Below are 25,909 nucleotides of genomic sequence, written 5' to 3'. Positions count from 1 at the left end.
CTCTCTACCGAGGGCTCCACGCCCATTTCGGGGTGTTCCGATCTGTCCGCGCGCCTGCCTGCCCGTGCCCGTTCATGCCCCAGAAGTCCCTGCTGTCCTAATCGATCTTGCAGAGAAAACCTCAGTACCCGCAATTCGAAGCGGTTGGCCTTGTCGTCGCGTGTCGGAGCGACACGCACGGCGCCCCGGAACGTCCCGAGAGCCGACTCGATCGCCGGAATCTTTCCGATGACGTCTTGGATCGTCTGGCCGCGTGCCAGGGCGAAGCGTGCACGCCATCCCCATACGTCCACCACCGCGGATTGTGCGCGTGATCCGGCGAGGCCGACGTCTTTCGCGATTTCCGGCCAGGCGGCTATCTGACGATCGACACGCACTTTGGCGCGCCGTCTCCGGTGTACCCACCAGGGCACGGCGAGCATAAGCCCGCCGCCGATGAGGACGAGGGGAAGCGGACGGAACGTGATGCCCAGCGCGGTAGCGGCCGAGAGCCACCCACCGGCACCCATGGCGACGGCGGCGGCATATGCCCGCTCGATCCGCAGGGCGAGCCCGACCCGTTCCCCGAACACGGCCAGAGCCCAAGCGGCCACTGTGGCGGCAGCCAACAGCCAAGGCCACCATTCCGGATGCGTGAAGTGCATGAGCGCACCCCCAACGGCGAGCGCGGTCACCAGGTAGAGCGGTGCGAGCTCGGACCGGTATCGCCACATGGCTCGCGCGAGGAGGACGCCGGCGATGTCCGGGAACGGGCCCTCACTGTCGATGATCACCATGGGCTGGAGCCCATTGCGGCGCATCTTGTGGGCGTGCCGCCGCATCTGGCGCGTCCGGCTCATGACCGCCCCCAGGAGTCCGGGGGAAGGTGGCCTTGCGCGCGAAGTTCGTCGCGCAGGTAGTACAGCGGATCGGGTTCGGCCTCCCTTTCGGCCTTGAGGGTGGCGCGCCCAGCGGCCACCAGGTTCGCGCGGTCGCGTCGCACTTTCGACAGCACGGCGGCAAGACGGGTGATCTCGGAGACGAGCGCGGGGACGTCGGCGAGCGCGGCGTAGAGGCGAAGCCACAAGTCCTCTATGGACGGCATCGCGGCGGACAGATTCGAGACGATTTCACGCGCGGCGAGGTTGCGCGTACGGACCTCCTGAACGTTGACCTTCACATGCGGTGTATCAGGCACCAGGGCATCCCTCCCTTCGGTCAGGGGACGTCAATGCTGAGAAAGGGACTGGACGAGAACGGACACCAGTCGCCGGATTTCCGGCGCGGCGCTGGTCGCGGCGAGGAAGAACCCGAACAGCAGACACACCGCGATGTGCCAGCCACGAAGCCCCATGTACCGCCACGCGACCCACACCACCGCACCGAGAATCACCACCAGGGGAACCGAGACGTTCACAGGTCCACCCCCCTTCACAGCCACAGGTCCGGGTACCGCGAACCACGCCCACGCCGGAGCCATCGGGCGCGGGCGCGGCACTTGCGGCACCGCCGGTTACCGGGCTCCACACGCGCGCCGCACACGCAGGTGTGGCCGGTGATGACGCGAGGCATGTGCCGCATGCTCACCGCCCCGCCGGAACGCGGTCCGGGAGGTCGTCACCCGTCCGGGTGCTGAGCAGACGCCGCGAGGCCGTACCGCAACGGGAAGACTCGGCGCGCCCTCGCGCCACCCGACGCTCTTCGGCGTGGATGCCGATGACGAGCATGGCGAAGATGCCGCAGGTGGAGCCGGCGAGGAAGACGGCGATGATGGAGGCCAGGACGAGGATCATGTGCGATCACTCCTCTCGTAAGGCCCGTGTCCGGCGGGGGCGGTTCGGGCGGTCGGTGGCTTACGAGAAAGAGAGTGCGCTTGACCTGGGGGACGAGATCACTACATGACTGGACGTGTTCATGACGTCCTCATAGGGTTGACCGCGTCCTAGGACGTCCCGGAATCCGGACGGGTGCATGCCAAACGAACGTCTACGCGCAGCCCTGCTAGAGCAGGGTCTGACTATCGCCACGCTCGCCGAAGCGATCGACGTGGACCCCAAAACGGTAGAACGGTGGATCACCAAAGACCGCACCCCCTACCGGCGGCACCGCTACGCAGTGGCTTCGCGCTTGGGCGTAGATGAGACGTTCCTTTGGCCGGACGCTCTCTCCAACGAGCAAGTCACGGCAGCGTCCAGCAGCGAACTGGTGACGATCTACCCGCACCGCACGTCCGTCCCAAGGGACGCATGGGGACGTCTCTTCGCCACAGCCAAGGAAGAGATCGGCGTCCTGGTCTACTCCGGCCTCTTCCTCTCCGAAGACGCAGGCATTCACCGCACATTCGCCGAGAAAGCCGAGGCTGGTGTCCGCGTCCGCATCCTCCTGGGCGACCCCGACAGCCCACAGGTAGCCGAACGCGGCACAGACGAGGGCGTAGACGACGCCATGGCCGCAAAGATCCGCAACGCCCTCGTTCTCTACAAGAACCTACGCAAACGAGACGGCATAGAGTTCCGCCTTCACCGCACGGTCCTCTACAACTCCATCTACCGCGCCGATGACCAGCTGCTCGTCAACACCCACGTCTACGGCGTCACGGCCGCACACGCCCCCGTCTGGCATCTACGCCGCATAGCCGGCGGAGACCTGGTGAACACCTACCTGGAGAGCTTCGAACGAGTCTGGGAAACTGCCACACCCATACCGGGAGACTGACATATGGGCCGCAGAATCGACTACTACGACGATCCCAACGCCCCCCAGGCCAACAGTCTCGTACCATCCGTCAACGTCGTCGTCGAGAACGACAAGGGCGAGATTCTCATGATCCGCCGCACCGACAACGACAACTGGGCACTACCGGGTGGTGCAATAGACTTGGGCGAGTCCGTCACCCAAGCCGCCATCCGCGAAACCATAGAGGAAACCGGCATAGAGGTAGAGATCACGGGCCTAGTAGGCATCTACAGCGACCCGAAGCACGTGATCCACTACACCAGCAACAACGAAGTCCGTCAAGAATTCTCAGTAGTTCTCACTGCGCGGCCAGTTGCGGGAGATCCTACTCCAAGTTATGAATCTCGCGAAGTGTGCTGGAAATCAACTAATGCCCTCGTCCATCTAAGAATGGACGCCTCGATGAGTATGCGAATCAGGCATTTTCTCAAGACAAGTGACGCGCCGGTTGTCCTGTGAAGTGCCTGGATTGCGAACTTTGGGGTAAATCGCCATCTGTGTGAGGTTCTGAGTGGCACAATCGTGCCAGGACCTACACAAGAGATTCGAGAGGGTGTACCTTGGGCGACATGGTAAATGGTGGGATGGGCGGTCAGCCCACACCCCCGATTATGAGGCACCTGCTCAATCTGCATCGGGATGCGGACACGGTACTTGAGGAATCGGTTGCGCGCGAGCCGGCCATACTAGGTCAACTCCTGCAGCTTGATTTGGATATTGCAGTCTGGGAAGATCGAATAGCGGGACGACCTGAAGCTGAGCTACTCAAGAACGCTCGCAAGGAATTAGCTCTCGCGATCTACGCGGCATCATCGGGTCTATATAGACTAGGATACGATGGCATTCGCCTTTTTTTGGAACTTAGCTTTGCGGCGGTCTATTTTTCGGCGAATGAACTGCAGCGACGGCAATGGATTTCTGATCGTTCAGACTTCTCCTGGTCCAAGGCTCTTGATCAGGCTGATGGTGTCCTCTCAAGCAGTTTTGTGAGAGAGTTCCTGCTGGACGCCGTTGATGTCGCTCCAACGTACGCTGACCTTGCCCTCAAGAGCTACCGTCGTTGTTCTCAGTTTGTTCACGGCAAGCTCGCGGTAACGAAGAGCATACCTGAGAACCTTACCTTTTCTAGGGAGGTCTTTCTTGATTGGGCCGCTACGGGACGAGACTCTGCTACAGCCACTCTCTTTCTGCTGCTATGCAGGTATGGTAGCGAATTGGCAATAGTGGATGATAGTGAGCTCAGCTCAACGATCGAGCATTCTTTCGCTCAGCATGCATTTGTAAGGATTATATTGGGGTTGCCTGTAGATAGGGAGGAGAATGGGCGATGACTGCAGATCTCTTTTTTAGGACGGAAGACCTCCAACTAGATGAAGTCCTGAGCTATCTCGTTGAGACAAATGCCGATCGTTCGATCATTGACTCGTTGAAGGGGCGCTCTCCGGTTATCGTTAAGGGTAGTCGGGGTGTGGGAAAGTCCTTTTTGATGCGAGCCGCGGAAGCAGAACTTCGAGCGGAATTCCAAGAAAAGCGCATTCTTCCAGTATATGTTACCTTTGCATCCGCAAGTCTAATCAAAGCAGACTCGCCAGAGCGCTTTCTATCTTGGATGATCGCGAAAGTTTGCAATAGAATTGTCCGGGTGGCCACAGAGCTCGGTCTTACGCTCCCTGCTGGATCTTCCATTGCCTCGATTCAGGGTGGGAGCAGCTCAGTCAAGCCCTCTAAGATGGAGCAGATAGAAAAGGAATACGAGGAGTCTTGGAAAGGTAAGGCTGCGACTCCTGATTCATCAACAGTTCCTGACCCTGAGGTCTTGAAGGACGCTGCGGAGGACTTGTGTACTTCTGCCAATCTTAGGCGAATTATTCTTTTTGTGGATGAAGCTGCGCATGTGTTTATCCCTGCTCAGCAACGGCAGTTCTTCACGCTTATGAGAGATCTCCGCAGCCCCTTCCTGACCGTGAAGGCCGCTGTGTATCCAGGTGCAACTTCGTATGGCCACGCTTTTCAGCCAGTACACGATGCAACGATTCTGACGGTCGATCGATCCGTTACCGACTCTGATTATGCCGACAATATGCGGCAGATTGTATTTAAGCAAGAATCTAGCCTGAAGCAGACTATCGAGCGGAACGGCGAAGTCTTCGACACTCTCGCATACGCCGCCACAGGTAATCCGCGGATCCTTTTGAAGACGGTCGCGCGGACAGTACCGTTCAATCGGCGCAACGCGGAAAGTGTGCTCCGGAAGTACTACAGAGAGGAGATCTGGTCCGAACATTCTGGTCTGGCTGAGCGCTATCCGGGCCATCGCGAACTAGTTGATTGGGGGAGGGCCTTTATAGAGGGACGTGTTCTCCCTGATCTTCACGCGCGAAATCGAGGCAGGCGCTCAGAGACATCAGCGTACTTTTGGATGCACCGCGATGCACCTCAAGCAATTCGCGAGGCTTTGCGTCTTCTCTCTTATAGCGGCGTCATTTTGGAGGGAGACTCTGGCATTCGAGCCACGCGTAGTGAAGTGGGGACGCGTTATATGGTAAACCTGGGATGCTTGTTCGCACAGGACGCGGAGCCCATCAGTTCTGGAATTAAGGTCCGAAAATCGCTTTCCATCAAACGAATGGTGGAATATGGGGCGAACCACCCCGAATACCGGCCACTCGACGCTCTGTCGCTGGAAAACGTTGATATGAGTGGAAACGAAGCCCTGGAGTCACAGCTCGCGCGACCTTCTTCGTTGCTAGATGTCACTGATTTTCAGCGATCAAAGCTTGAGGAGTTGCAGCTCGTTACCATTGGAGCTGTGCTAAATGCCGATGAAGCCGTGTTCAAGCGGGCGCATTACGTCGGTGAGATACGTGCTCGGCAGATGCGTAATGCGGCAGTTGCTGCCGTGCTTGAGTACCTCTCGGGTTAATACTTTTTATTTGTCGCATTAGTTGCTCGCTTTCTCCTGAGACAATTGCTGTTCAATGATGCTCACTGCGCCGGTAAGTTGTGGCGCAGCCTTGTTAATTGCTCTTGCGACGAGGTGCCCGTCTCCATATCTCGACAATATTTCTGCAATGCGCTGCTCCACAGACAAGCTGTGGCCATTTGGACTAGTTGTCATATCGCAGTAGATGAGTGAATTGCTCAATTTGGGTGGTATAGCACCAAACTCTTGACTTAGCTCGCCGAGTAGCGCGCGTTCACGGGCTTCGATGATGGCGCAGGAGTGATGGGCTACCAGGCGGTATAGGTGGGTGTCGGCGTGGTGGGTGTCGCGGAGGTAGCGGGCGCCGTCCAGGGGATGGAAGCCCGTGTCGACGAGGTCGGGGGCGTAGCCGATGTCGTGGAGCCAGGCGGCGGCCTCTAGAAGGTCGGCCTCGTCGCCGAGGATGGGGGCGAGTGTGCGGGCTTGGCGCGCTACGCCCTGGGTGTGGGCCCAGCGGCGCGGGAGTGTGGTCTCTAGGTGCTTGCGTGCGAGCTCGCGGGCCCATGCTGGGGTGTTCTTCTTCATGGGCTCGACGCTATGAGGATGCGTCTGGACGTCCACGGGCGTATGTGGATCATCTGGGGACGTCTTGGCGGACGTAGCGTCCTTTGCCGTGGACGCAGGTGACGAGGCCGGCGGTTTCGAGGGCGATGAGGGCAGCGCGGGCTGTGAAGCGGGATACGCCGTGGTGTCGTGCGAGTTGGGCCTCGCTGGGTAGCGCGTCGCCGGGTTGGAAGTCGCCTGTCTCGATCTGGTGGCGCAGGTTCGCGGCGATGTGCTCGGCACTGGTTCGTGGTTGGGCGGTGGCCTCGTTCTGGACGAATCGTCCTAGGCCGGAGCGGACGGTGACGAGTCCATTGGCTTGCAGGGTGGACAGAGCCCGCCGCACGGTGTTGCGGGCAACGCCGAATTCAGCGCATAGAGCGGCCTCACCCGGTAGGCGGGTGCCGGGGGCGTAGGTGCCGTCCGTGATGCGTTGGCGTAGCGCGTCTGTGATGCGCGCGTAGGTGCCCCATGCCGTGCGGCGGGTCATGTCAGAGCCGCTCGTCCCTCAGCAGGTCGAATGCCGCTGATACCCAGGGGGTGAGCAGGATGGCGAGTTTGTCAGCGGCGAGTTCGACGTCCCTGCACGGCGTGAGCCACAGGCCGGTGCTGGACTGGTACCACCAGGTGCCGTTACCCCAGGCCACGGACACGCTCTCGCCGATGGTCGGGGTGCACTTGGAGTACACGCGGAGGAGTCGGCGCGGCCCGGTCATCCGGAGTTGGGTCATCCAGCCGTCTCGGCGCATCACCAAGGCGAGAAGCGTGAGGTGCCAGCGTGCGCGCCATGGGCCGCTGTAGGTGGGTAGAGGGGACGCGGGCGGTGCATCCGGGGGAATACGCACCGACCACGCCACCTCCGCCCCACCCCATGAGGCCGCGCTCCCCTTCGCGGCCTCCTCTGGCGACGGCTGTGGGGAATGGTCCCGCGCCATCACCAGGTCTCCACGCGTCGCACTTCGGCGCGAGCGGCCTCGTTGACGAGCGCCTCACGTAGTGCGGCGGGGCTCGATCGGATTACCGTGGGGTCCACGCCGGCGTGCGGGTCGTGCAAGCTCGCCACCCAGTCTCCGAGTCGTCCGTCCCACTTCACGGCGCGCCAGATCCGGTGACCGGTGAAGTCACGGCGCAACTCGGTGAGCGCCTCGTCCGCCGCACGTGCATCGGTCTCGTGGGGGTTCGGGTTGGCCTTTTGGGGCCATTCGGTGGGCATGGGGGCTCCTTGACTTCCGTGTAGATCTCTGGGGCGAAGTGGTGCCTTCGCGGTGTGTCTTGAGCCTTCCGTCCGGGGTGGGACCTCTCCATCGGCATCTAGGGACGTCTAGGGACGTCTTCTGTTAGCGTCGCTTGTGCGTCGTTGTCGCTTGCATCTGCGGGAGGTCCGGTGAACGACTTGTTGAGGCGTGCCCTTGCCGACGCGAACCTGACCGAAGCCGGCGTTGCCGCACGGCTGGGCGTGGACCCCAAGACCGTCCACCGATGGATCGCCGGACGCATCCCCTACCCACGCCACCGGACGAGGGTCGCCGCACTGGTCGGACGCGACGAGACCGATCTATGGCCGCACGTCGCCGTGTCGAGCACGCAGGTAGAGACGCCGGTGATTGAGATCCTCGCGACCTACCCGCACCGATGGGCCGTCCCACGTCCGGTCTGGCACCAGCTCTTCCAAGCTGCGCAGAACGAGATCGGCATCCTGGCCTACGCGGGTCTCTTCCTCGCCGAGGACACAGGCATCATGCGCACGCTCGCCCAGAGAGCACATGAGGGCGTCTCGGTGCGGATCCTGCTCGGCGACCCGGACGGAACGTGCATCGCTGAGCGCGGCAGCGACGAGGGCGTAGGCGAGTCCATGGCCGCGAAGATCCGCAATGCGCTCGTCCACTATCGGGCTCTACATGACGTGGACGGCATTGACATCCGGCTGCATGACACGGTGCTTTATAACTCGATCTACCGCGCTGATGACCATCTACTGGTCAACCCGCACGCTTACGGCATCGCAGCGTCCCATGCCCCCGTCCTGCACCTGCGGAGGGCGGAAGATGGCGACATGGCGAGCACATACCTGGAGAGCTTCGAACACGTGTGGTCGAACGCATCATGGCCTGAATAGTGGATAGCTGAGAATCGACGGGAGTAGAATGAACATAATGCTACGGGGAATCAAAGTGTGAGGGAAATTCATGTTTGGATCTGTGCAGCGCCGTCAGAAGTTGCAGCAGCTCATAGCCGAGAATGAGGTGTTTGAGACTGAGATGTCCCGCTGGCAGCAAGGTGCCGTTCCCTCTGATGAGGAAATTCGAAACGTTCAGCGTGATTACGGGGCGTGGTATGGAACCGCCAAGACAATGCTGACCGGCGATCAGCGAGATAAGTTCATTGATATGTATGAAGGGGGAGCGTGGACTAATAGGGTTCGCACCTTTCTTTTGGACCCTTTGGCGAGAAACGATTTTTATGAGGAAGGGGTGGACAATCCGCTTGTTAGTAAATGGAAGGTTGAGTTTCAAGGGACGGTTCGCGACTCTCTGGTCACACAACGTCAAATTCTGATCGAAGAACTCCATCAAGAGAGTGATGTAATCGGCGCCCTGGACGAACTTGCGGCAACCTTTCAGAGATTTCCAGACTATCTGCGCACTCTGAAAAATAAGGCATCGCAGAACGTTCCTGCGCCCAATATTTTGAAAGAAAAAGACCTGCAGATTGTCGTGTTGTCACTTCTACGCCTGCTCTATGTGAACGTGAGTGACGAAGATCCTTCCCCCAAGCATGGCGGTGGGAGTTCAATACCGGATTTCACCATCCGCGACATTGGTGTTGCTGTTGAGACGAAGATGGTCCGAGAAGGGCAAAGGGATAAGGATGTTGGCGCGGAATTGCTGGTGGATTGGGGACGTTATCCAAAACATCCCGACTGTCAAGGAATCCTTGCCATAGTCTATGATCCGAAGGAAATTCTCGACAACCCGAGATCTCTTGAGATTGACCTGGCTCAGGATGGTCCTGGCACCCCAACCAGGGTCATAGTAATTCGGTAGCTCCTCGATCATATAAGGAAGAAACCCCAGGCACTCCACTGTCTTGGGGGTGCCTGGGGCCTCGTGATTCAGGCGGAAATGACCTGTTCCGCGTTGGTAATGATTCGCTTGACCTTGCGGCGGTCGATGCCGTGTTTTTCGGCTAGGTAGCGCTGAGAGAGCGGGCGGCCAGGGCCCTGCAAGCTTGCCTTGTACTCGTCCAGCACTGCCTGTTCTGGTGTCTGCTCCACTTTGGTGCGGGGCTGTTCCGGGTTGGTGCGTTCCTCGTCTTGGACGAGGTCGCCACGTGCGGCGCTGCGGGTGAGGGTCATCAGGAGTTCGAAGGAGCCGACGAGGGCGAGTGCCGGCCATGCGCTGACTACTGCGCCTATGACGCCGTGGGACGCGCCGTGTGCCACGTTGGCGCCTACGGTGGCCACGATGCCTACGGCGAGGCTCCACTTGGCCAACGGTGGTGCAGGGTGCTTCCGGCGGCTTGCGTCCAGGATCACCATGGACGCTGCCCAGATCAGGCCGTCCACCGTGAACGGGACGAGGCGCGCCGTGGGGCCGGCCTCGCCGTGCGAGTGGACGAGTTCGTAGGCGTGGCGGTACGAGATGACGGCTGCCACGGCGGCTACCGCCACCACGGCGAGCGCGGTTGTGATGCGGATGAGGCGGTCAGTCACGGCCGAGTTCCCTTCGCCACTCGATCACGCATGGGTCGTCCTCGCCGTGGGTGATGCGGCGTTCGGCGAGCATCAGGGTTGTGATGGCCGTGTTGCGGTCTAGGGGGCGTGGGCTTGTGGTGGCGTGCCACCAGCAGTCTGTGCGGGTGGCGGTGGCTATGACCTCGCCGTTCGCTGTGGCGGTCATCGTGGCCTCGGTGATTTCTAGGGCCATGAAGACCCCCTCCTCCCTGCTGAGAGGGAGGGGAGCCAGGGGAGCCAATCTCGGGAGCCAACGTAGGTCGGGTTAAACCGACCATGATCGACGGTGCCGGACGGTTCCTCTGGCTTCCCTCCCTTGTTTTCGCAGGTGAGCGGCTCCTTAGACGACTTCCCGAGACTCAGCCGGACGAGGCGCAAATAAGTCTCACTCAGCCCTTCCTTAACGCGGGCATAAGGGAGGGGGCTTGGGGGGTGGGGAGTGGGAGGTTCTTGGCGTGGCACTGCGAATGGGCAAAGACACCGGTTCGTTCGCCCCCGGTTCGCCGGGGGTGCGGATGCGCCCCGCGGTGGTGGCCCGGGCCTTCCAGGCGCTGCCGTCGGCGCACCGTGAGATCCTCACCGAGACGGTCTTCAGGGACCGGTCGGTCAATGAGGCCGCCGCCTCGCTGGGGGTGCCGGTGGACGTGGTGAAGGTCCGCGTCTACCAGGCGCTCCGGGCGCTGAGCGCGGCCGTGGAGGCGCCGCGTCAGACCGTCTGAGAGAGTTCTCGGACGATCGTGGCGAACGCCTGGACGAGCGGGCCGTCGTCGTCCCATGCGAGCGCGACGCGTAGCGGCTCCACGTCCGTGAGGGGCACCCAGGTGAGGCCGGGGCGCGTGTAGTACAGCGCCATGCTGGACGGCGCGAAGCAGATGGCCGTGCCCTCGGCGACCTGTTCCAGCATTTCCTCGACGTTGTCGTTGGTGGGTCCCCAGCGTGGTTCGGACCCGTCGGGGCGGGGGTTGACCGCCCACCAGTCCACCCAGGCGCGAGGGGCGCGCCTGGTCCACATGAGGGGCTCGTCGTTGACGTCCATGATGGAGACGCTCGCCGCGGAGGCGAGCGGGTGGGTCGTGGGGAGGCCCACGACGCGGGGCTCGGTGTGGACGAGCTCCGAATGCAGGCCCGCCAGGTCGGCGGGCAGCCACACGAACGCGACGTCCACATCGCCGGCGCGGCGGGCTGCGATAACCGTCCTATGACGAAGATCTGGTTGATCACCGGGGCCAACTCGGGATTCGGGCGGGCGATCGCGGAGGCGGCGCTGGCGGCCGGCGGGACGGTCGTCGCGGCGGCGCGGCGGCCCGAGACGCTGGACGATCTGGTGGCGCGCCACCCGGGGCGGGTCAACGCCGTCGCCCTGGACGTCACCGACCGGGCGCAGGCGGCGGACGTCGTCGCGGACGCCGTGCTGTGGCACGGGCGCGTCGACGTGCTGGTCAACAACGCGGGGCGAGGGGTCATCGGCGCCGTGGAGGAGACCACGGACAGGGAACTGCGCGACCTGATGGACCTGCACTTCTTCGGCCCGGCGGCGCTGACCCGGGCGGTCCTCCCGCACATGCGCAGGCAGGGGAGCGGGGCGATCGTGCAGATGTCCAGCATGGGCGGCCGGTTCTCGCTGCCCGGTGTGGGCGCCTACTCCGCGACCAAGTTCGCCCTGGAGGGGCTGTCGGAGGTTAAAATGGGTTGCCGGGGCGGGAACCGCCCCGGCACCATGGACGTCGAAGGCAACGAGATCGGAAGGAGAGGGAAAGATGCGAAGCCATCGAATGCACAGCAGCCCTTCCGGTCGCGGGAGCCGCCGAAGGACGTGACACGTCCTGACGCCTGACCGCCCGGATTATGACGGGCGGTCTTTTTGTTTTCCTGGAGGGTTGGCCGAGCGGGAAGGCAGCGGCTTGCTAAGCCGTCGTCAGGGTCACCCCTGCGCGAGTTCGAATCTCGCACCCTCCGCGCTGAGCAGGGACGCTGGTGCGTCCGGCGGTCTCATAAGCCGCCGATTCCCGCGCTCAGCACGTAAGAGAAACACGTCTTCGTGGCGCAGTGGAGAGCGCGCCGGGTTGCGGACCCGGAGGCCGCAGGTTCGAATCCTGCCGAAGACACGGCCTGCGTGGTGTAGTGGTCTGCACGCCGGTTTGTGGTACCGGAGGTGTCGGTTCGATCCCGATCGGAGGCCCTGAGAGATATTGCCCAGGCGCTGGCGTCCTGTTGCCGTGCGTTTGATCAATTCCGGAAATGCCCTACCGCATGGACATCTCCTCGTTGAAGGCGTGCCTGACCGCCTTCGGCGTGCTCGCGCTCGTCGCCCTCGGCGGTCCCGTGCGGGCGGAGCCGGGGCCCGCGCCGTACCTCGATCCGCGGCTGTCGGTCGAGGACCGGGTCGAGGACCTGCTGGACCGGATGAGCCTGGACGACAAGCTCGGCCAGATGACGCAGCCCGAACGCCGGTACATCACCCCCGAGGAGATCACCCGCCACCGGATCGGGTCGGTGCTGTCCAGCGGCGGTTCCGCACCGGTTCCCAACACGCCGCGGAGCTGGGCGGACATGTACGACGCCCTGCAGCGGGCCGCGCTCGCCGGGCCGCTGCGCATCCCGCTGATGTACGGGGTGGACGCGGTGCACGGCCACAACACGGTGGTCGGCGCGACGATCTTCCCGCACGCCATCGGGCTGGGCGCGACCCGCGATCCGGCCCTCGTCCGCCGGATCGGGGCGGCGACCGCCGAGGAGATGGCCGGGACGGGCGTCGACTGGAACTTCGCGCCCTGCGTGTGCGTCGCCCGCAACGACCGCTGGGGACGGACGTACGAGTCGTTCGGCGAGGTGCCCGAGCTGCCCGCCGCGATGACGACGCTCATCGACGGGCTGCAGAGCGACGAGCCGGGCCCCGCGTCCGTCCTGGCCACCGCGAAGCACTACGTGGCGGACGGGGGCACCGAGAGCGGAAAGGATCGGGGCGACGCACGGATCTCGGAGGAGGAACTGCGCGCGGTCCATCTGCCGCCGTTCCGCGCCGCCGTGCGGAGGGACGTCGGCGCGGTGATGGTCTCCTACAGCTCCTGGAACGGGCAGAAGATGCACGGCGACCGGTACCTGATCACGGACGTCCTCAAGCGCGAGCTGGGCTTTGAGGGCTTCGTCGTCTCGGACTACAACGGCATCGACACGATCGACGGGCGGCCGGGGTTCACCAGTGAGGAGGTCGCCACCGCGGTCAACGCCGGCATCGACATGGTCATGGTGCCCGTCGAGTGGCGCAGGTTCATCGACTACCTGCGGGACGCGGTGAAGCGGGGCGACGTGACGATGGCCCGCGTCGACGACGCGAACCGCCGCATCCTGACCAGGAAGTTCCAGCTCGGCCTGTTCGAGCGCCCGATGGCCGACCGGACGTACCTCGCCTCGGTCGGGAGCGCCGAGCACCGCGGGCTGGCACGGCGCGCGGTCGCCGCCTCGCAGGTGCTGCTGAAGAACGACGACGCCCTCCCGCTGTACGACGACGACAAGGTGTTCGTCGCCGGGCGCGCGGCCGACGACATCGGCATGCAGTCCGGCGGCTGGACGATCACCTGGCAGGGCGGGACGGGCCCGGTGACGCCGGGCACCACGATCCTGGACGGCATCCGCAAGGTCGCGGACCCGTCCGCGACCGTCACCTACAGCCGGGACGCAACGGGCATCGACGGGTCCTACGACGCGGCGATCGCGGTCGTGGGGGAGCGGCCGTACGCCGAGTACCACGGGGACCGGCCGGGTGCCATGGGCCTCGACGACGCCGACCTGGAAACGATCGGCAGGCTCCGCGCGTCCGGGGTCCCGGTGATCGTGGTGCTGGTGTCGGGCCGCCCCCTGGACATCGCCGCGGAACTGCCCGGGTGGGACGCGCTCGTCGCGTCCTGGCTGCCGGGGACCGAGGGCGCCGGTGTCGCCGACGTCCTGTACGGCGAGACCGCCCCGACCGGCCGGCTCCCGGTGACCTGGATGCGCAGCGCGTCCCAGCAGCCGATCAACAGGGGGGACGGCAAGAAGCCGCTCTTCCCCTTCGGCTACGGCCTCACCTACGAGTGAGCATCTCCTGCAGCTGATCCGCGACGACCACGGCGCGGCGGTCGCGGCCGAGGCGGCGCGCCTGACGATCGCGGCGCCTCCGCGTCCCGCCGACCAGGTCCAGCGCGTCGCCGACCCGGTCCCCGCCGAGCCGGACGCCTCGCCGGCGCCGAGAGAACGGAATAGAGATGCCGCTCAGTCGGCCGACGCGCTCAGTGCCTTCTGGAGGTCCTCCGCCGCCTGGGCGACCGGCTTCTTCCCGGTGATGGCCGCCGTGACGTGCTCCTGGATTGCGGTGCTGACCTCGTTGTACCGGACGACCACCGGGCGCGGCTTCGCCTTGTCCATGCCCTCCTTCAGCACCGGCAGGTACGGGTACTTCTTGATCATCTCGGGCTGGGTGTAGAGGGCGGCCAGGGAGAGCGGGAACGACTGCGCGCGGCCGTACTCGTTCTGGACCTCCGGGCTGACGATGTGGGCGATGAAGTCGCGCGCGGTCGCCTGGTGCTCGGAGAACGCCGACACGGCCAGGTTGTTGCCGCCGAGGGTGCCGGAGCCGGGCCCGTCCTTGCCCGGGATGGGGGCGACGCCGAACTTGCCGGCGACCTTCGAGCCGTCCTCCTCGGACGCGAGCGCGTACACGTAGGCCCAGTTGCGGTGGAAGACGAGGTCGCCTTCCTGGAAGGCGCGGCGGCCCTCTTCCTCCTTGTAGGTGATGGCCTTCTCGGGGATGGTGCCGTTCTCGAAGCCGTCCACGAGGAACTGGAGGCCCGCCTTGGCCTGCGGGGTGTTCACCCGCGGCTTGCCCGACGCGTCGAAGACCTCGCCGCCCGCCGACTGGACGGCCTCGGAGTAGTTGACGGTCAGCCCCTCGTACTTGCCGAACTGGCCCGCGTAGCAGCCGATGCCCTTGCCCTGCGGGATCTTCTGGACCTTGGCGCAGTCAGCGGTCAGCTCGGCCCACGTCTTCGGCGGTTCCATGATGCCGGCCTTGGCGAGGAGGTCCTCCCGGTAGTAGAGGACGCCGGTGCCGGTCAGCCACGGCGCCGCGTACAGCCTCCCCCGGTACTTGCCGGTCCCGAGGGCCGCCGGGACGAAGGAGGAGGTGTCGAGCAGGCCGTCCGGCAGCGGAAGGACCCAGCGGCGCGCGGCGAACTCCGCCGTCCACACCGCGTCCAGCCGGACGACGTCGTAGGCGTCCGACTTGATCTGCATGTTCTGGACGAGCTGCTGGCGCGCCTGGTCGCCGTCCTCGGGCAGCTCGACGAGCCGGACCTGCTCCTTGGGATGCCGGTCGTTCCACGCGGCGACGAGTTTCTGGACGGTCTGGGTGAGGTCCTTGCCGGTGGCGACGGTGATCGGGCCGCGGCCGTCGTTGCTCGCGGGCGCGCCCGAGCCGCCGGAGTCGCCGCACGCGCCCAGGGCGAGGACCAGGGACAGGGCCGCCGCGGCTCCGCACCACAGGGGTCTGATCGTCATGGGCGCACCGTGCCTTTCGCGGGGGTGTGATCGCGGGCGAGGTCGACGACCGTGCCGGCCAGCCGCGCCCGTTCGGCGGCCCAGACGACGCGGTGCGAGGCGAGGCTCTCCCGTGGGCCGGAGCTGAGCGGGGCCGGGTCGCCGCCGGCCAGCGCGGCGGCGAAGGCGTCGGCGAGCGCGTCGTCGGCGTGGTCGTGCCGGCCGTCCGGGGACGCCTCGCCGGGCTCGACGACCTCCAGCTCCCCGGTGACGAAGTCGCGGACCGAGATGCGCACGCCGTTCCCCTCCAGGCAGCCGGACGTGCCGAAGACGCGCGTCTGGCGCTGGGCGGCGGGGGAGAACGCGGTCATGGTGAACACGCCCGTCGCGCCGGACGGGAACTCCATGTTGACCACCTGGTGGTCGACGACGTCGTTGTCACAGGCGTAGACGCAGCGCCCGTACGGGCCCTCGCGCAGCGTCCGCAGCACGCCCTCCTCGGTGCGGTCGTCGGTGACCGCACCGAGCGGCCAGGCCTCGCGGCCGGGATCGCCCAGGCACGACAGGTACAGCCGCGTCGCGGAGTAGGGGCAGCGCGGCTCGACCGCGCAGTCGACGCAGCGGGCGGCGGCGCCGGCCGGCCGGTTCTCCGGACGGAAGTGCGACAGCCGCCCGAACGAGGAGACCCGTGCCGGGATCTCGCCCATCACGTGGATCAGCCAGTCGACGTCGTGGACCGACTTGGTCATCAGCATCGGCCCGGACTCGTCCGCGCGCCGCCAGTTCCCGCGCACGTAGGAGTGGGCGTGGTGCCACCAGCCGACGGGTTCGAGGTGCTGGACGCTGACCGGGGCGCCGATCCGTCCGTCGGCGATCAGCCCGGCGAGGGCGCGCGTGTACGCGGTGTACCGCAGTACGTGGCAGACGGCGAGCATCACCCCGGCGCGCTCGACGGCCTCCACGATCCGCAGCGCGTCGGCCTCGGACGTCGCCATCGGCTTCTCCAGCAGGATGTGGCAGCCCAGCTCGGCGAACCGGATCGCGGGCTCGGCGTGCTCGGCGTCCTGCGTCGCGATGATCACGCCGTCGGCGACGCGGCCGGCGGCGGCCATCTCCCGCCAGCCGGCGAACGCGCGCTCCGGCGCGATGCCGTGCTCGGCCGCGAACCGGGCGCGCCGCGCGGGGTCGGGCTCGGCGACCGCGACGACCCGGCCGGCGCCGGTGTCGCGGATCCGCGCGGCGTAGCCGCGGCCGCGCAGTCCGGCTCCGGCCACGGCGATCGCGGGGCCCGTCTCGTGCATCGAGTGACCACTCCTGACCTGGGTAGTCTAAGCGCCACCGGGCCCGGCACCGGTATTACGCAACTACCTTTCATAAGTAGGTTGGCAATAATGTCGTCCGTCCGCCGATCGCTGTCAAGGGGTGCCGTGCCGCAACACTCTCTCCACGGAGGCGACCCCTCGGTGCTCCGCCGCCTCAACTCGGCGGCGACCCTGCGGGCGCTGCGCGACGGCGGCGAGGCCACCCTGTCGGAGCTGGCCCGCCGGGTCGAGCTGTCCCGGCCGACGACCGAGGGCGTGCTCGGCGGTCTGATCGACCGCGGCCTGGTCACCGAGGACGCGCCGAAGCCCGGCGCCGGGCTCGGCCGGCCCGCCCGCCGCTACCGGTTCCGCGCCGAGGCCGGCCACGCCCTCGGCATCGACATCGACGCGCACCGGGTTCGGCTGCTCGTCGCCGACCTCTCCGGCGACGTCGCCGGCGGCCACTGCGCCGCCCTGGACGCGCAGGCCCCGCCCGGCGAGCGGATCGCGACGGTGCGCGCCGCGGTCCGGACGTGCCTGTCCGCAGCGGGGATCGACCGGCGGTCGCTGTGGGCGGTCGCCGCGGGGACCCCCGGCGTCGTCGCCCCCGACGGGACGGTCACGTCCTGCACGGTCGTGCCCGGCTGGGAGGGCGTCCACCTGGCGCGCGAACTCGGCCGCTCGTTCTCCTGCCCGGTCCTCGCCGAGAACGACGCGAACCTCGCCGCGCTGGCCGAGCGGTGGCGCGGCGCCGCCCGCGACGCCGACGACGTCGTCTGCGTCCACGCGGCCCTGCACACCGGCACGGGCGCGCTCATCGGGGGGCGGCTGCACCGCGGCCGCTGGGGCGCCGCCGGCGAGATCGGCGTCCTGGACGAGCTGGGCCTGCGGGGCACCACCGAGACGCTGGTGCGCGACGCCGCGCCCGGCCCGGCCTTCCAGCGCGCGGAGGAGGTCCTCGACGCGGCGCTGGGCGGTTCCCCCGAAGCGACGGCCGTGGTGGAGGGGCTCGCCGAGCGCATGTCGCGCGGCATCGCGGCGATGGCCCTCGCCCTCGACCCGGAGATGGTCGTCGTCGGCGGGCCGCTGATCAGGCCGGGCTCCCCGCTCGTGAAGGAGGTGCGCCGGCGGGTCCGGCCGCTGTGCCTGAGCCCCGTCCGGATCGAGGAGTCCGAGCTCGGGGACGAGTCGGTCGCCCTCGGCGCCGTCCGGCTCGCCCTGGACCGGATCGACGAGGACCTCTTCCGCCTCGACCGGAGCCCCGCCCCGGACGGCGAGACGGGCTTCGGCGAGGAACGCCAAGCACGGCCGTCCCCGCTGTCATGAAGCGCCACACCTCACGCGATGCGTTGACCGCGGCGTGACCCGCACCTAGCGTCCCAGACGTAGGTGATCGACATACGGGTGTCGTCAGGGGGCCTGCCCGCGAGGAGGCGCCGCGCCGATGACCGCGTTCCCCCGACTCCGCGCCCGCGGCCGCCATGATCGTCACGTGTACCGCATGCTCGCGGTGTGCCTCGCCGTGCCGGCGCTCGCCGTGTCGGCGCTGCAGGGCCTCGCCGCGGCCCAGCCCGGATCCGCCCCGCCGTCCGACGTCTACACCTACCTGGACGATCCCGAGATGGTGGGGGAGGGGCAGGAGGCCCCGCACGCCGTCCTGCGGCCGTACGAGGACGTCCGCCAGGCGGCCGGCGGGAAGGGCTCGCGCTGGACGAGGTCGCTGGACGGCGACTGGCGCTTCGCCCTCGCCGACCGTCCCGCCGAGGTGCCGTCGGGGTTCTACGAGCAGGGTTACGACACGTCGGACTGGCGCCGCGTGAAGGTGCCGCACACGTGGCAGAGCGACCGGCTCGACCACCCCATGTTCCGCAACATCCCGACCGAGGTGTGGCCGGACGACCCGCCGAAGACGCCACGCGACATCAACCCGACCGGCGCGTACGTGAAGACGCTGAACGTGCCGGGCACCTGGGACGGACGCCGGACGTTCCTCCGCTTCGAAGGCGTCGTCAGCGCGTACTTCGTGTGGGTGAACGGCAAGTACGCCGGCTACGACCAGGGCGGCTACACGCCCGCCGAGTTCGACGTCACCGACCTCGTGCACAAGGGCGCCAACACGGTCGCCGTCCAGGTGCACCGGTGGAGCTCCGGCTCCTACATGGAGGACGTCGACCAGTGGCGGTACAGCGGCATCTTCCGTTCCGTCTGGGCGTACTCCACGCCGAAGACGTACCTGCGTGACGCCACCATCACCACCGACCTGGACGACGCCTACCGCGACGCCACGCTGAACGTCGGCCTCGTCGTGGGCAGCCGGGGCGGGCCTCAGGGCGAGCACACCGTCCGCGCCACCCTGGTCGATCCCGGAGGCCGGACGGTGCAGCGCTTCTCCGGCAAGACGTCCGTCTCCGGCGACGGAACGTCCGTCCGGCTGACCGCACCGGTGACGAACCCGGCGAAGTGGACGGACGAGACGCCGAACGTGTACACGCTCGTCCTCGAACTCGCCGACGCGCGGGGCCGCGCCGTCCACACCACGGCCGAGACCCTCGGTTTCCGCGAGATCGAGGTGAAGGACCGGCAGGTCCTCGTCAACGGGAAGCGCATCCTCATCAAGGGCGTGAACCGGCCCGAGACCGACCCCGACACCGGGCGGCACCAGACCCGCGCCCGCATGGAGTCGGACGTGGCGCTGATGAAGCGGTTCAACCTCAACGCCCTGCGGACCGCGCACTACCCGTCCGACCCCTACCTGTACGAGCTGGCCGACCGGCGCGGCCTGTGGGTCGACGACGAGGTCGACATCGAGACCCACAACTGGGAGGACTGCGGCAGGACAGGAGACCAGGACTGCCTCGCCGACCGCCCCGAGTGGCAGAAGCCGTTCCTCGACCGGTTCAAGGCGATGCTGGCGCGCGACAAGAACCACCCGAGCGTCCTCATGTGGGACACCGGGAACGAGGCTGGGCTCGGCGCCGCCCACGACAAGATGGCCGACCACGCGCGCGCCACCGACCCGACCCGCCCGCTGTACCACCAGTCGAACAGCCCGGACGGCGACGCGCCGTTCGCGGACGTGTGGGGGCCGCGCTACCCGACGCCGGCGCGGCTGGAGGCGCAGGCCGCCGCCACCACCAAGCCGATCATCATGGGCGAGTACGCCCACGCGATGGGCAACAGCCTCGGCAACTTCCGCGAGTTCTGGGAGGTGATCCGCCGGCATCCGCAGACGCAGGGCGGGTTCATCTGGGACTGGGCCGAGGCCAACCCGCGGCACCCGCTCATCACCACGCCCGACGGCTCCGGCAACGGCATCCGGGCCTGGCTGCAGGGTCTGCCGAAGACCGTGGACGGCCACCGCGGCAAGGCCCTCTACTTCTCCGGCCTGGACGACTTCGTCGAGGTCTACCGCGACCGCCGCTTCGACCTCACCGGCACGTCCGTCACGCTGGACTCGTGGGTGAAGCCCGCACGGCCGTGGACGGGCGACTTCACCATCATGGGGAAGGGCGACCACTCGTACGCGCTGAAGATGTCGAACGAGACCACGCTGGAGTTCTTCGTCCACAGCGGCACCTGGCGGACGGTCCGGGCGCCGGTCCCGGCGAACTGGTACGACACGTGGCACCGGGTCACCGGGACCTACGACGGGACGGCGATCCGGCTGTACGTCGACGGCCGCGAGGCCGCGTCCGTGCCGTTCACGGGGAAGATCGACCGGTCGTCCGGGGACGTCAACATCGCCCGCAACTCCGAGACCATGCAGGACGGCTACCGGGGCCGCATGGCGCACGGCACGATCGACGAGGTCCGCATCTACGGCCGCGCGCTCACCGCGGGGGAGCTGGGGTCGGGCGCCGACCCGAAGAAGGACGCCGTCCTCGCCCTGGACTTCGACCGCTTCGACACCAAGGGCTCGTTCCTGTCGAACGGTGAGAGCCTGTCCGGGGATGACGGGCTAGTCGGCTCCGACCGGTACGTCCAGCCGGAGACGGCCCAGCTCACGTGGGTGCAGTCGCCGTTCCGGGTCACCCGGGCCGGTGACGGGACGGTGTCCGTCTCCAGTGAGCGGGTCTTCGCCACGAGCCCCGTCCAGATGCGCTGGCGGTACACCGAGGGCGCCCGGACGCTCTCCTCGGGCAAGTCGTCGGTGAAACTGCCGCCCGGCGGTTCGAGCGACGTGGAAATTCCGGGGCCTCCCGCCAATCCGTCTAATGCCGAACGATGGCTGACGGTTGAGGCCGTGGAGAACGGCCGTGTGACGGGCTTCGGTCAATTCGCGGTGGGCGGCACGAAGGTCCCCGGAATCGAGAAGAAAGCCACCGGCGAAGTAAAGAGCGAAGACAACGGAAAGGAAATCATCGTCACCGGCAAGGGCTTCCGGTACGTCTTCGACAAGTCCAAGGGCACGATGACGTCCATGCGCGCCGGCGGGCGTGAGCTGCTCCGCACCGGACCGGAACTCGACGTGTGGCGCCCCCCGATCAGCAACGAGACCTACACCTGGGGGCGTGCCGAGGGCGAGGACTGGCGCGGGCTCGGCCTCGACCGGCTCGCCACCACGCCGACCGGCGTCACGGTCGCCGGCGGCGAGCGCGTGACGGTCGAGATCACCGGGAGGACGGGCGCACCCGACCATCCCGACGCCTGGTTCGACCAGACCGCCACCTACGCCGTCGACGGCGCCGGACGGATCGAGCTGACGCACCAGGTCGTCCCGCAAGGCCAGGTCAGGAGCCTGCCCTACCTGGCCCGCGTCGGCTACACGCTCAAGGTGCCCGACCGGTACAAGCGGTTCGCCTGGTACGGGCGCGGCCCCGTCGGCAACTACAACGACCGCAAGGACGGCACGCCCATGGGGGTGTGGTCGTCCACGGTCGACGAGCAGTACGTCTCGTACTACCGGCCTCAGGACCACGGCAACCACGACGACGTCCGCTGGACGATGCTGACCGACGGCCGCTCCGGTCTGCTGGCCGCGGGACTGGACGGAACCATCGAGGCGAGCGTCACCCCGTACGACGACCTCGACCGCGCGCTGTACCCCTTCGCCCGCGTGCGGAACCCCGGCTGGAACACCCTCCATATCGACCATTCGGTCACCGGAGTGGGCGACACGCCCAATCCCGTCCGTCCCGAATACCAGACCCGTCCGGATCGCACTTACACCTACAGAACGCTTTTGTCTCCTCTGACACCTGCGCAGATCAATACGCTGCGTTCCGCGAAATGACGCTCCGTCCTGTCGGTGGGGCGCTGTAGGGTCCCGGTGTACGGGTGAGCGTGGACCGGACAGGACGGACAGGAGAGACATGAGCGCAGAACCACTCGAACCGTCCCTGTCGGCCCCCGGGCAGGTCCACCGGGTCCCGAGGACGATCAAGGGCATCGCCGAATGGCTGCCCGAGGAGAAGGAGGCCCAGTTCCTCCGCGAGGTCATGGACGCGCAGATCGGGCCCGAGCTGACGAACCTGCTCGCCGGCTGGCACGCCGAGGCCATGTTCGGCCAGGTGCCCGGCAGGGAGGAGCGCCGCGCGAGGACGATCGAGGAGATGAGGGCCGGGAGAAAGGTCTCCCTGGAGGAGATCAAGGCCGGGCGCCGCTTCCGAAGCGGGAACGTGTGACCGCTGGCAAGAGCGGCTGGACGGTCTTCTGCTCCGAGACGGCGGGGGCGATCCTCCACTCCTCGCTGCCCAAGCCGATCGAGGACCGGCTCGTCGAGTACCTGTGCGAGCTGGCCTGGCAGGGCGGCGCCGCGGTCGACCTCGGGTTACCCCCGCCCGGCAAGCCGCTCGACGCGGCCGGAGTCGCCTACGAGGTCTCGGTGGGCGACATCGACGCGTCCATCGAGTATCTGGTCCTCCGCGACATCAAGGAGTTCCACATCACCGACATCAGCTGGGCCGGATGACGGGAGGTCGAGGGCTAGGGCTTCAGCGGGGTGTTGAAGGCCCAGCCCCGGGCCAGCAGGGCGTCGGTCGCCTCCACCGCGGTGGCCAGGCGGTGTTCGTGGGGGCCGGTCACGGTGATGTGCGGCAGGCCCCGCCTCTTGAGCTCGTCGGTGAAGCGTCCCGACATCCAGAGTCTGATCGACTCGCCGTCCCGCCAGCCGTCCTGCTCGAACGGGACGCCCTCCGGATCGGTCAGGATCCACAGGTCGTGCGGAGTGCGCGAGTGCACGGCCTCGACATCGGCGGCCGGAGCGCCGAGATAGCGCTCGTGCCAGACGGCCGTGGCGAAGGCGTCCGTGTCGCAGACCAGCAACGGTGAACCCGACCGGGCCGCCGCGTCCTCCAGGGCCGCGTGGCGCTCGGCGATCGTCGTGAACTCGGCCGGCTCCCAGACGAGGTCGTCCAGCCACAGCGACGGGTCGCCCGACTCCCGGCGTGCTGCGGCCAGCTTCTCCTCGGTGTACGTCCGGCCGTACTCCGGCACCCAGCGGGTCGCGGCCCAGACGCCGCCCCGCTCCGCGTAGTGGGCGGCCAGAGCGCGGGCCAGCGTGGTCGTCCCGGTCGACTCGGCGCCCACGGCCACGACCCGGCGCGCCAGGTACGCCCGGACGGGCGGCGCGAGGAACTCCCAGTTCGCCACGGGATCGTCCCGGACGGCCGTGCCGCTGACCGGGAACCGGCCGCGCGGCGGGTCGACCGCGACATGGACGGCGGAGAACCGTGCCGCCAGCTCCGGCCCGTACTCCTCCGAGCTGAACACCGCGTCCACCGGCGGGACGGACACGCCGAGCCCCGACCGCATCGCGAGCCCGGCCCGGAACGCCATGACGTGCGCCGACCAGATCTCGTCCGAGCCGTAGTCGATCTCGACGTCGTCCACCACCGGGAGGATCTCCACGTGCGGTTGCGGGTGGACCTCCCGCAGCCAGGCCGTTCGCAGCGCGAGCGGGATGCTCTCCACGGTCGACGCGGCGACAACCACGCTCACCCGGGCGCAGGCCGCGGCGGCCGTGTCGATCAGATGCCGGTGGCCGGCGTGCGGCGGATAGAACTTGCCGATGACAAGGCCGTGCTCGTACGTCATGCGGGCCGCGTATTTCATGCGGGCACGGCCGCCGGGCTCAGGCCCTGACCGCGCAGGTCGCGCCGCCAGGCCAGCAGCCCGAACACGCACAGGGTCAGGAAGATGACGTACAGGGCGCTCGTGAGCTTGAGGTCCTTGTAGAAGTACAGCGGGATGTAGACGAGGTCGGCGGTGATCCAGAGCCACCACGACTCCAGCAGCTTCCGCGACTGCCCGTAGACGGCCGTGAGGGAGACGGCGGTGGTCAGGGCGTCCCAGAACGGCACGGTCGAGTCCGTCCACACCGACAGCGCCCAGGTCAGGAACGCGGTGCCGGCCGCGCCCGCCGCGACGAGGGCCGCCCACTCGCCCCGCCGCGTGCGCCGCACCGGGAGCCGGTCGCGGCCGTCCCCGCCGTACAGCCACACCCACCACCCGTACAGCTGCAGCGCGACGTAGACGATCTGCAGCCCGGAATCGGCGTAGAGGCCACCGTCCAGGAACACGAGCCCGAGCAGGATCACGTTGGCGATGCCGATCGGCCAGTTCAGGATGTTCTGCCGGACGACGAGCCACACGTTGACCGCGCCGGTCGCGAAGCCGAGCAGCTCCGCCCACGTGGTGGGGACATCCCCGAGATGGAAGGCGGGTTCGAGCAGCGGGCCCAGCGGGACGTTCACCGACATGCCCGCAATGATCACATATCGTCAGAAAGACGACAAGCGGTCAGGTCGCGCTGAGCAGGACGAGCGGTGTCGTGGTCGGCTGCGCGGAGCCGCCGGCCGGTTCCACCGTGACGCCCAGCTTGTCCGACGGGCGCCACGTCCCGGCGACGACCGGACGGCTCCGGTCGCTCGGGAGCAGGCCCGCCGAGCGCGGCCCGGCCGCGTCGATCAGCCACAGCTGGTACGCCTGCGAGGACGGCAGCGTCCGCAGCCCGGAGGACGCCACGACCACCCGGCCGCGTGACGCGGACGCCACGATCGTCACCGTCCCGCCGCCCGCGGCCCGGCCCGTCGCCGACCGCGCGTCGGGCGCCGACAGCACGGACGCCACGTCCCGGTAGGCGGCCTCCGACCGCTCCACCCGCTGCCGCTCGTTGATCGCCACCCCGACCGACGCCGCCGTCACCAGGCACGCCGCGGCGGCGAGCCCGGCGGCGGCCGCGCGGCGCCACCGCCGCGGCCGGAGCGGCCGCACGGCGGCCTCCCGGCGCGCCGGGGCGGGCGGCAGCTGCCGGACGTTGCGGATGTCGGCGAGCACCTGGGCGCGCAGCCGCGGCGGGGGCGCCTCGGCGACGGCCATGCCCAGCCGGGCCGTCGTCGCCCGGAACTCGCGCAGCTCGGTCTCGCAGGTCTCGCACCCGGCGAGATGCGACTCGAACAGCCGCCGCTCCTCCGCGTCGTCGATCGCGTCGAGCGCGTACGCGCCGGCGAGGGCGTGCAGGTCGTGCCCCGTCATCGTTCCACCCCCAGGCAGTCGCGCAGGCGGATGATGCCGTCGCGCATCCGGGTCCGCACCGTGTTCGGCGGGGCCCCGACCAGCTCGGCGACCTCGCGGTAGGAGTGCCCGCCGTAGTAGGCGAGCGTCACCGACTCGCGCTGCAGGTGCGTCAGCGTGCCGAGGCAGCGCCGCACCCGCTCGTGCTCCAGCCGCGCCTCGACCCGCTCGCCCACCGGGTCGTGCGCGGTGCCCGACCCCTGGTGGGCGGCAGGGTGGGAGGAGGGATGGCCGGCCCGCGCCTCGCGGTCGCCCGCGGCCTGCTCGCGCCGCACCCGGTCCACGGCCCGGCGGTGCGCGATCGTCATGATCCACGCCATGGCGCCGCCGCGTCCGGGGTCGTACCGGGTCGCGGACCGCCACACCTCGATCATCACTTCCTGCGTCACCTCCTCCGCCATCGCCGGATCGCGGATCACCCGCCGCACCAGGCCGTACACGGGCGCGGCCGCCACGTCGTACAGGAGCTCGAACGCGCGCTCGTCGCCGCGGGCCGTCCGGCCGAGCAGCGCGTCCGCGTCGTGCCCGGCCACCGTCCCGTCGTCCGGCGGTCTCGTCTCAGGCGGCATGCCGCGCTCCCCTCGGTAGGCCGTCCGTCCGGCACTACGC

29 protein-coding genes, 3 tRNA genes and 1 pseudogene are annotated in these 25,909 nt (G+C 67.5%); 16 read left to right on the top strand and 17 right to left on the bottom strand.

All coding sequences use genetic code 11. The features are described 5' to 3' along the window. From ABGB11_RS35620 to ABGB11_RS35605, 4 genes and pseudogenes are all read right to left on the bottom strand, one after another. Positions 1 to 776, bottom strand: a pseudogene (locus ABGB11_RS35620) (hypothetical protein); the annotation flags it as partial. A 59-nt stretch (positions 777 to 835) separates the two neighbouring features. Beyond that, positions 836 to 1,177, bottom strand: coding sequence for a hypothetical protein (locus tag ABGB11_RS35615; protein ID WP_347639889.1), 342 nt, complete (start codon positions 1,175 to 1,177; stop codon positions 836 to 838). A 30-nt stretch (positions 1,178 to 1,207) separates the two neighbouring features. Next, on the bottom strand, positions 1,208 to 1,396 hold the full coding sequence (locus ABGB11_RS35610; RefSeq protein ID WP_347639888.1) for a hypothetical protein: 189 nt from the start codon (positions 1,394 to 1,396) through the stop codon (positions 1,208 to 1,210). A 166-nt stretch (positions 1,397 to 1,562) separates the two neighbouring features. Beyond that, positions 1,563 to 1,772 carry a hypothetical protein gene (locus ABGB11_RS35605; protein WP_347639887.1) on the bottom strand — a complete coding sequence of 70 codons (210 nt, stop codon included), beginning with the start codon at positions 1,770 to 1,772 and terminating at the stop codon, positions 1,563 to 1,565. A gap of 178 nt (positions 1,773 to 1,950) precedes the next feature. Here ABGB11_RS35605 and ABGB11_RS35600 point away from each other — a divergent pair, with 178 nt between their 5' ends. From ABGB11_RS35600 to ABGB11_RS35585, 4 genes are all read left to right on the top strand, one after another. Further along, positions 1,951 to 2,694, top strand: a complete 744-nt coding sequence (locus ABGB11_RS35600) for an XRE family transcriptional regulator (protein ID WP_347639886.1) — start codon at positions 1,951 to 1,953, stop codon at positions 2,692 to 2,694. 3 nt (positions 2,695 to 2,697) lie between these two features. Further along, entirely contained in the window at positions 2,698 to 3,174 is a 477-nt protein-coding gene (locus tag ABGB11_RS35595; protein ID WP_347639885.1) for an NUDIX domain-containing protein, read from the top strand. A gap of 152 nt (positions 3,175 to 3,326) precedes the next feature. After that, positions 3,327 to 4,046, top strand: coding sequence for a hypothetical protein (locus ABGB11_RS35590; RefSeq protein ID WP_347639884.1), 720 nt, complete (start codon positions 3,327 to 3,329; stop codon positions 4,044 to 4,046). Further along, positions 4,043 to 5,638 (top strand): hypothetical protein, encoded by a 1,596-nt coding sequence (locus ABGB11_RS35585; protein WP_347639883.1) that lies wholly within the window; start codon positions 4,043 to 4,045, stop codon positions 5,636 to 5,638. The genes ABGB11_RS35590 and ABGB11_RS35585 overlap by 4 nt, the downstream gene beginning before the upstream one ends. 18 nt (positions 5,639 to 5,656) lie before the next feature. Here ABGB11_RS35585 and ABGB11_RS35580 read toward each other — a convergent pair whose 3' ends face one another. From ABGB11_RS35580 to ABGB11_RS35565, 4 genes are all read right to left on the bottom strand, one after another. After that, positions 5,657 to 6,223, bottom strand: coding sequence for an HD domain-containing protein (locus ABGB11_RS35580; RefSeq protein ID WP_347639882.1), 567 nt, complete (start codon positions 6,221 to 6,223; stop codon positions 5,657 to 5,659). Between the two features lie 49 nt (positions 6,224 to 6,272). After that, complete coding sequence (locus ABGB11_RS35575; protein ID WP_347639881.1) at positions 6,273 to 6,731, bottom strand: winged helix-turn-helix domain-containing protein; 459 nt, start codon at positions 6,729 to 6,731, stop codon at positions 6,273 to 6,275. Position 6,732: 1 nt separating this feature from the next. Further along, complete coding sequence (locus ABGB11_RS35570; protein ID WP_347639880.1) at positions 6,733 to 6,972, bottom strand: hypothetical protein; 240 nt, start codon at positions 6,970 to 6,972, stop codon at positions 6,733 to 6,735. Between the two features lie 203 nt (positions 6,973 to 7,175). Further along, complete coding sequence (locus ABGB11_RS35565; RefSeq protein WP_347639879.1) at positions 7,176 to 7,454, bottom strand: hypothetical protein; 279 nt, start codon at positions 7,452 to 7,454, stop codon at positions 7,176 to 7,178. 171 nt (positions 7,455 to 7,625) lie between these two features. Here ABGB11_RS35565 and ABGB11_RS35560 point away from each other — a divergent pair, with 171 nt between their 5' ends. Further along, positions 7,626 to 8,357, top strand: a complete 732-nt coding sequence (locus tag ABGB11_RS35560; protein ID WP_347639878.1) for an XRE family transcriptional regulator — start codon at positions 7,626 to 7,628, stop codon at positions 8,355 to 8,357. Between the two features lie 82 nt (positions 8,358 to 8,439). After that, a complete protein-coding gene (locus tag ABGB11_RS35555) occupies positions 8,440 to 9,285 on the top strand; it encodes a hypothetical protein (RefSeq protein ID WP_347639877.1) in 846 nt (281 codons plus the stop codon). A 68-nt stretch (positions 9,286 to 9,353) separates the two neighbouring features. Here ABGB11_RS35555 and ABGB11_RS35550 read toward each other — a convergent pair whose 3' ends face one another. After that, a complete protein-coding gene (locus tag ABGB11_RS35550) occupies positions 9,354 to 9,953 on the bottom strand; it encodes a DUF2637 domain-containing protein (protein ID WP_347639876.1) in 600 nt (199 codons plus the stop codon). Beyond that, positions 9,946 to 10,167, bottom strand: a complete 222-nt coding sequence (locus tag ABGB11_RS35545) for a hypothetical protein (protein WP_347639875.1) — start codon at positions 10,165 to 10,167, stop codon at positions 9,946 to 9,948. Before ABGB11_RS35545 ends, ABGB11_RS35550 begins: the two co-directional genes overlap by 8 nt. Before the next feature lie 262 nt (positions 10,168 to 10,429). Here ABGB11_RS35545 and ABGB11_RS35540 point away from each other — a divergent pair, with 262 nt between their 5' ends. Then, entirely contained in the window at positions 10,430 to 10,693 is a 264-nt protein-coding gene (locus ABGB11_RS35540; protein WP_347639874.1) for a sigma factor-like helix-turn-helix DNA-binding protein, read from the top strand. Here ABGB11_RS35540 and ABGB11_RS35535 read toward each other — a convergent pair. Further along, the gene (locus ABGB11_RS35535; protein ID WP_347639890.1) at positions 10,681 to 11,163 is read right to left on the bottom strand and encodes a LysR family substrate-binding domain-containing protein; all 483 of its coding nucleotides are present in this window, start codon (positions 11,161 to 11,163) and stop codon (positions 10,681 to 10,683) included. The two genes, ABGB11_RS35540 and ABGB11_RS35535, sit on opposite strands and share 13 nt — an antisense overlap. A gap of 9 nt (positions 11,164 to 11,172) precedes the next feature. Here ABGB11_RS35535 and ABGB11_RS35530 point away from each other — a divergent pair, with 9 nt between their 5' ends. From ABGB11_RS35530 to ABGB11_RS35510, 5 genes are all read left to right on the top strand, one after another. Then, complete coding sequence (locus ABGB11_RS35530) at positions 11,173 to 11,808, top strand: SDR family NAD(P)-dependent oxidoreductase (protein WP_347639873.1); 636 nt, start codon at positions 11,173 to 11,175, stop codon at positions 11,806 to 11,808. Between the two features lie 37 nt (positions 11,809 to 11,845). After that, positions 11,846 to 11,930 (top strand) — tRNA-Ser (locus ABGB11_RS35525). 76 nt (positions 11,931 to 12,006) lie between these two features. Continuing rightward, positions 12,007 to 12,079, top strand: a tRNA-Arg gene (locus ABGB11_RS35520). A gap of 2 nt (positions 12,080 to 12,081) precedes the next feature. Beyond that, positions 12,082 to 12,153 (top strand) — tRNA-His (locus ABGB11_RS35515). Positions 12,154 to 12,212: 59 nt separating this feature from the next. Further along, the gene (locus tag ABGB11_RS35510) at positions 12,213 to 14,048 is read left to right on the top strand and encodes a glycoside hydrolase family 3 N-terminal domain-containing protein (protein ID WP_347639872.1); all 1,836 of its coding nucleotides are present in this window, start codon (positions 12,213 to 12,215) and stop codon (positions 14,046 to 14,048) included. Between the two features lie 174 nt (positions 14,049 to 14,222). Here ABGB11_RS35510 and ABGB11_RS35505 read toward each other — a convergent pair whose 3' ends face one another. Next, the gene (locus ABGB11_RS35505; protein WP_347639871.1) at positions 14,223 to 15,506 is read right to left on the bottom strand and encodes an ABC transporter substrate-binding protein; all 1,284 of its coding nucleotides are present in this window, start codon (positions 15,504 to 15,506) and stop codon (positions 14,223 to 14,225) included. Beyond that, entirely contained in the window at positions 15,503 to 16,786 is a 1,284-nt protein-coding gene (locus ABGB11_RS35500) for a Gfo/Idh/MocA family oxidoreductase (RefSeq protein WP_347639870.1), read from the bottom strand. Before ABGB11_RS35500 ends, ABGB11_RS35505 begins: the two co-directional genes overlap by 4 nt. A gap of 126 nt (positions 16,787 to 16,912) precedes the next feature. Here ABGB11_RS35500 and ABGB11_RS35495 point away from each other — a divergent pair, with 126 nt between their 5' ends. The 4 genes from ABGB11_RS35495 to ABGB11_RS35480 all read left to right on the top strand — a co-directional run bounded on the left by ABGB11_RS35495 (position 16,913) and on the right by ABGB11_RS35480 (position 22,697). Then, positions 16,913 to 18,112 carry an ROK family transcriptional regulator gene (locus ABGB11_RS35495; RefSeq protein WP_347639869.1) on the top strand — a complete coding sequence of 400 codons (1,200 nt, stop codon included), beginning with the start codon at positions 16,913 to 16,915 and terminating at the stop codon, positions 18,110 to 18,112. A gap of 118 nt (positions 18,113 to 18,230) precedes the next feature. Further along, positions 18,231 to 22,019, top strand: a complete 3,789-nt coding sequence (locus ABGB11_RS35490) for a glycoside hydrolase family 2 TIM barrel-domain containing protein (RefSeq protein ID WP_347639868.1) — start codon at positions 18,231 to 18,233, stop codon at positions 22,017 to 22,019. A 79-nt stretch (positions 22,020 to 22,098) separates the two neighbouring features. Further along, complete coding sequence (locus ABGB11_RS35485; protein ID WP_347639867.1) at positions 22,099 to 22,410, top strand: hypothetical protein; 312 nt, start codon at positions 22,099 to 22,101, stop codon at positions 22,408 to 22,410. After that, a complete protein-coding gene (locus ABGB11_RS35480) occupies positions 22,407 to 22,697 on the top strand; it encodes a hypothetical protein (protein ID WP_347639866.1) in 291 nt (96 codons plus the stop codon). The genes ABGB11_RS35485 and ABGB11_RS35480 overlap by 4 nt, the downstream gene beginning before the upstream one ends. Before the next feature lie 14 nt (positions 22,698 to 22,711). On the opposite strand, the gene ABGB11_RS35475 is transcribed toward ABGB11_RS35480, so the two are convergent. Genes ABGB11_RS35475 through sigK form a run of 4 tightly spaced genes read right to left on the bottom strand, consistent with a single transcriptional unit; the run spans position 22,712 to position 25,869 of the window. Continuing rightward, entirely contained in the window at positions 22,712 to 23,821 is a 1,110-nt protein-coding gene (locus ABGB11_RS35475) for an AAA family ATPase (protein ID WP_347639865.1), read from the bottom strand. A 14-nt stretch (positions 23,822 to 23,835) separates the two neighbouring features. Beyond that, a complete protein-coding gene (gene pnuC / locus ABGB11_RS35470) occupies positions 23,836 to 24,486 on the bottom strand; it encodes a nicotinamide riboside transporter PnuC (RefSeq protein WP_347639864.1) in 651 nt (216 codons plus the stop codon). A gap of 40 nt (positions 24,487 to 24,526) precedes the next feature. Then, complete coding sequence (locus tag ABGB11_RS35465) at positions 24,527 to 25,261, bottom strand: anti-sigma factor (RefSeq protein ID WP_347639863.1); 735 nt, start codon at positions 25,259 to 25,261, stop codon at positions 24,527 to 24,529. Continuing rightward, positions 25,258 to 25,869 carry an ECF RNA polymerase sigma factor SigK gene (sigK, locus tag ABGB11_RS35460; RefSeq protein ID WP_347639862.1) on the bottom strand — a complete coding sequence of 204 codons (612 nt, stop codon included), beginning with the start codon at positions 25,867 to 25,869 and terminating at the stop codon, positions 25,258 to 25,260. The genes ABGB11_RS35465 and sigK overlap by 4 nt, the downstream gene beginning before the upstream one ends. Between the last annotated feature and the right edge of the window lie 40 nt (positions 25,870 to 25,909).

The sequence above is a fragment of the Actinomadura sp. B10D3 genome, assembly GCF_039871695.1.
Lineage (GTDB): Bacteria > Actinomycetota > Actinomycetes > Streptosporangiales > Streptosporangiaceae > Spirillospora > Spirillospora madurae.
The sequence above is the reverse complement of the archived record's forward strand: the minus strand, read 5'-3'. Positions and strand labels throughout refer to the sequence as shown.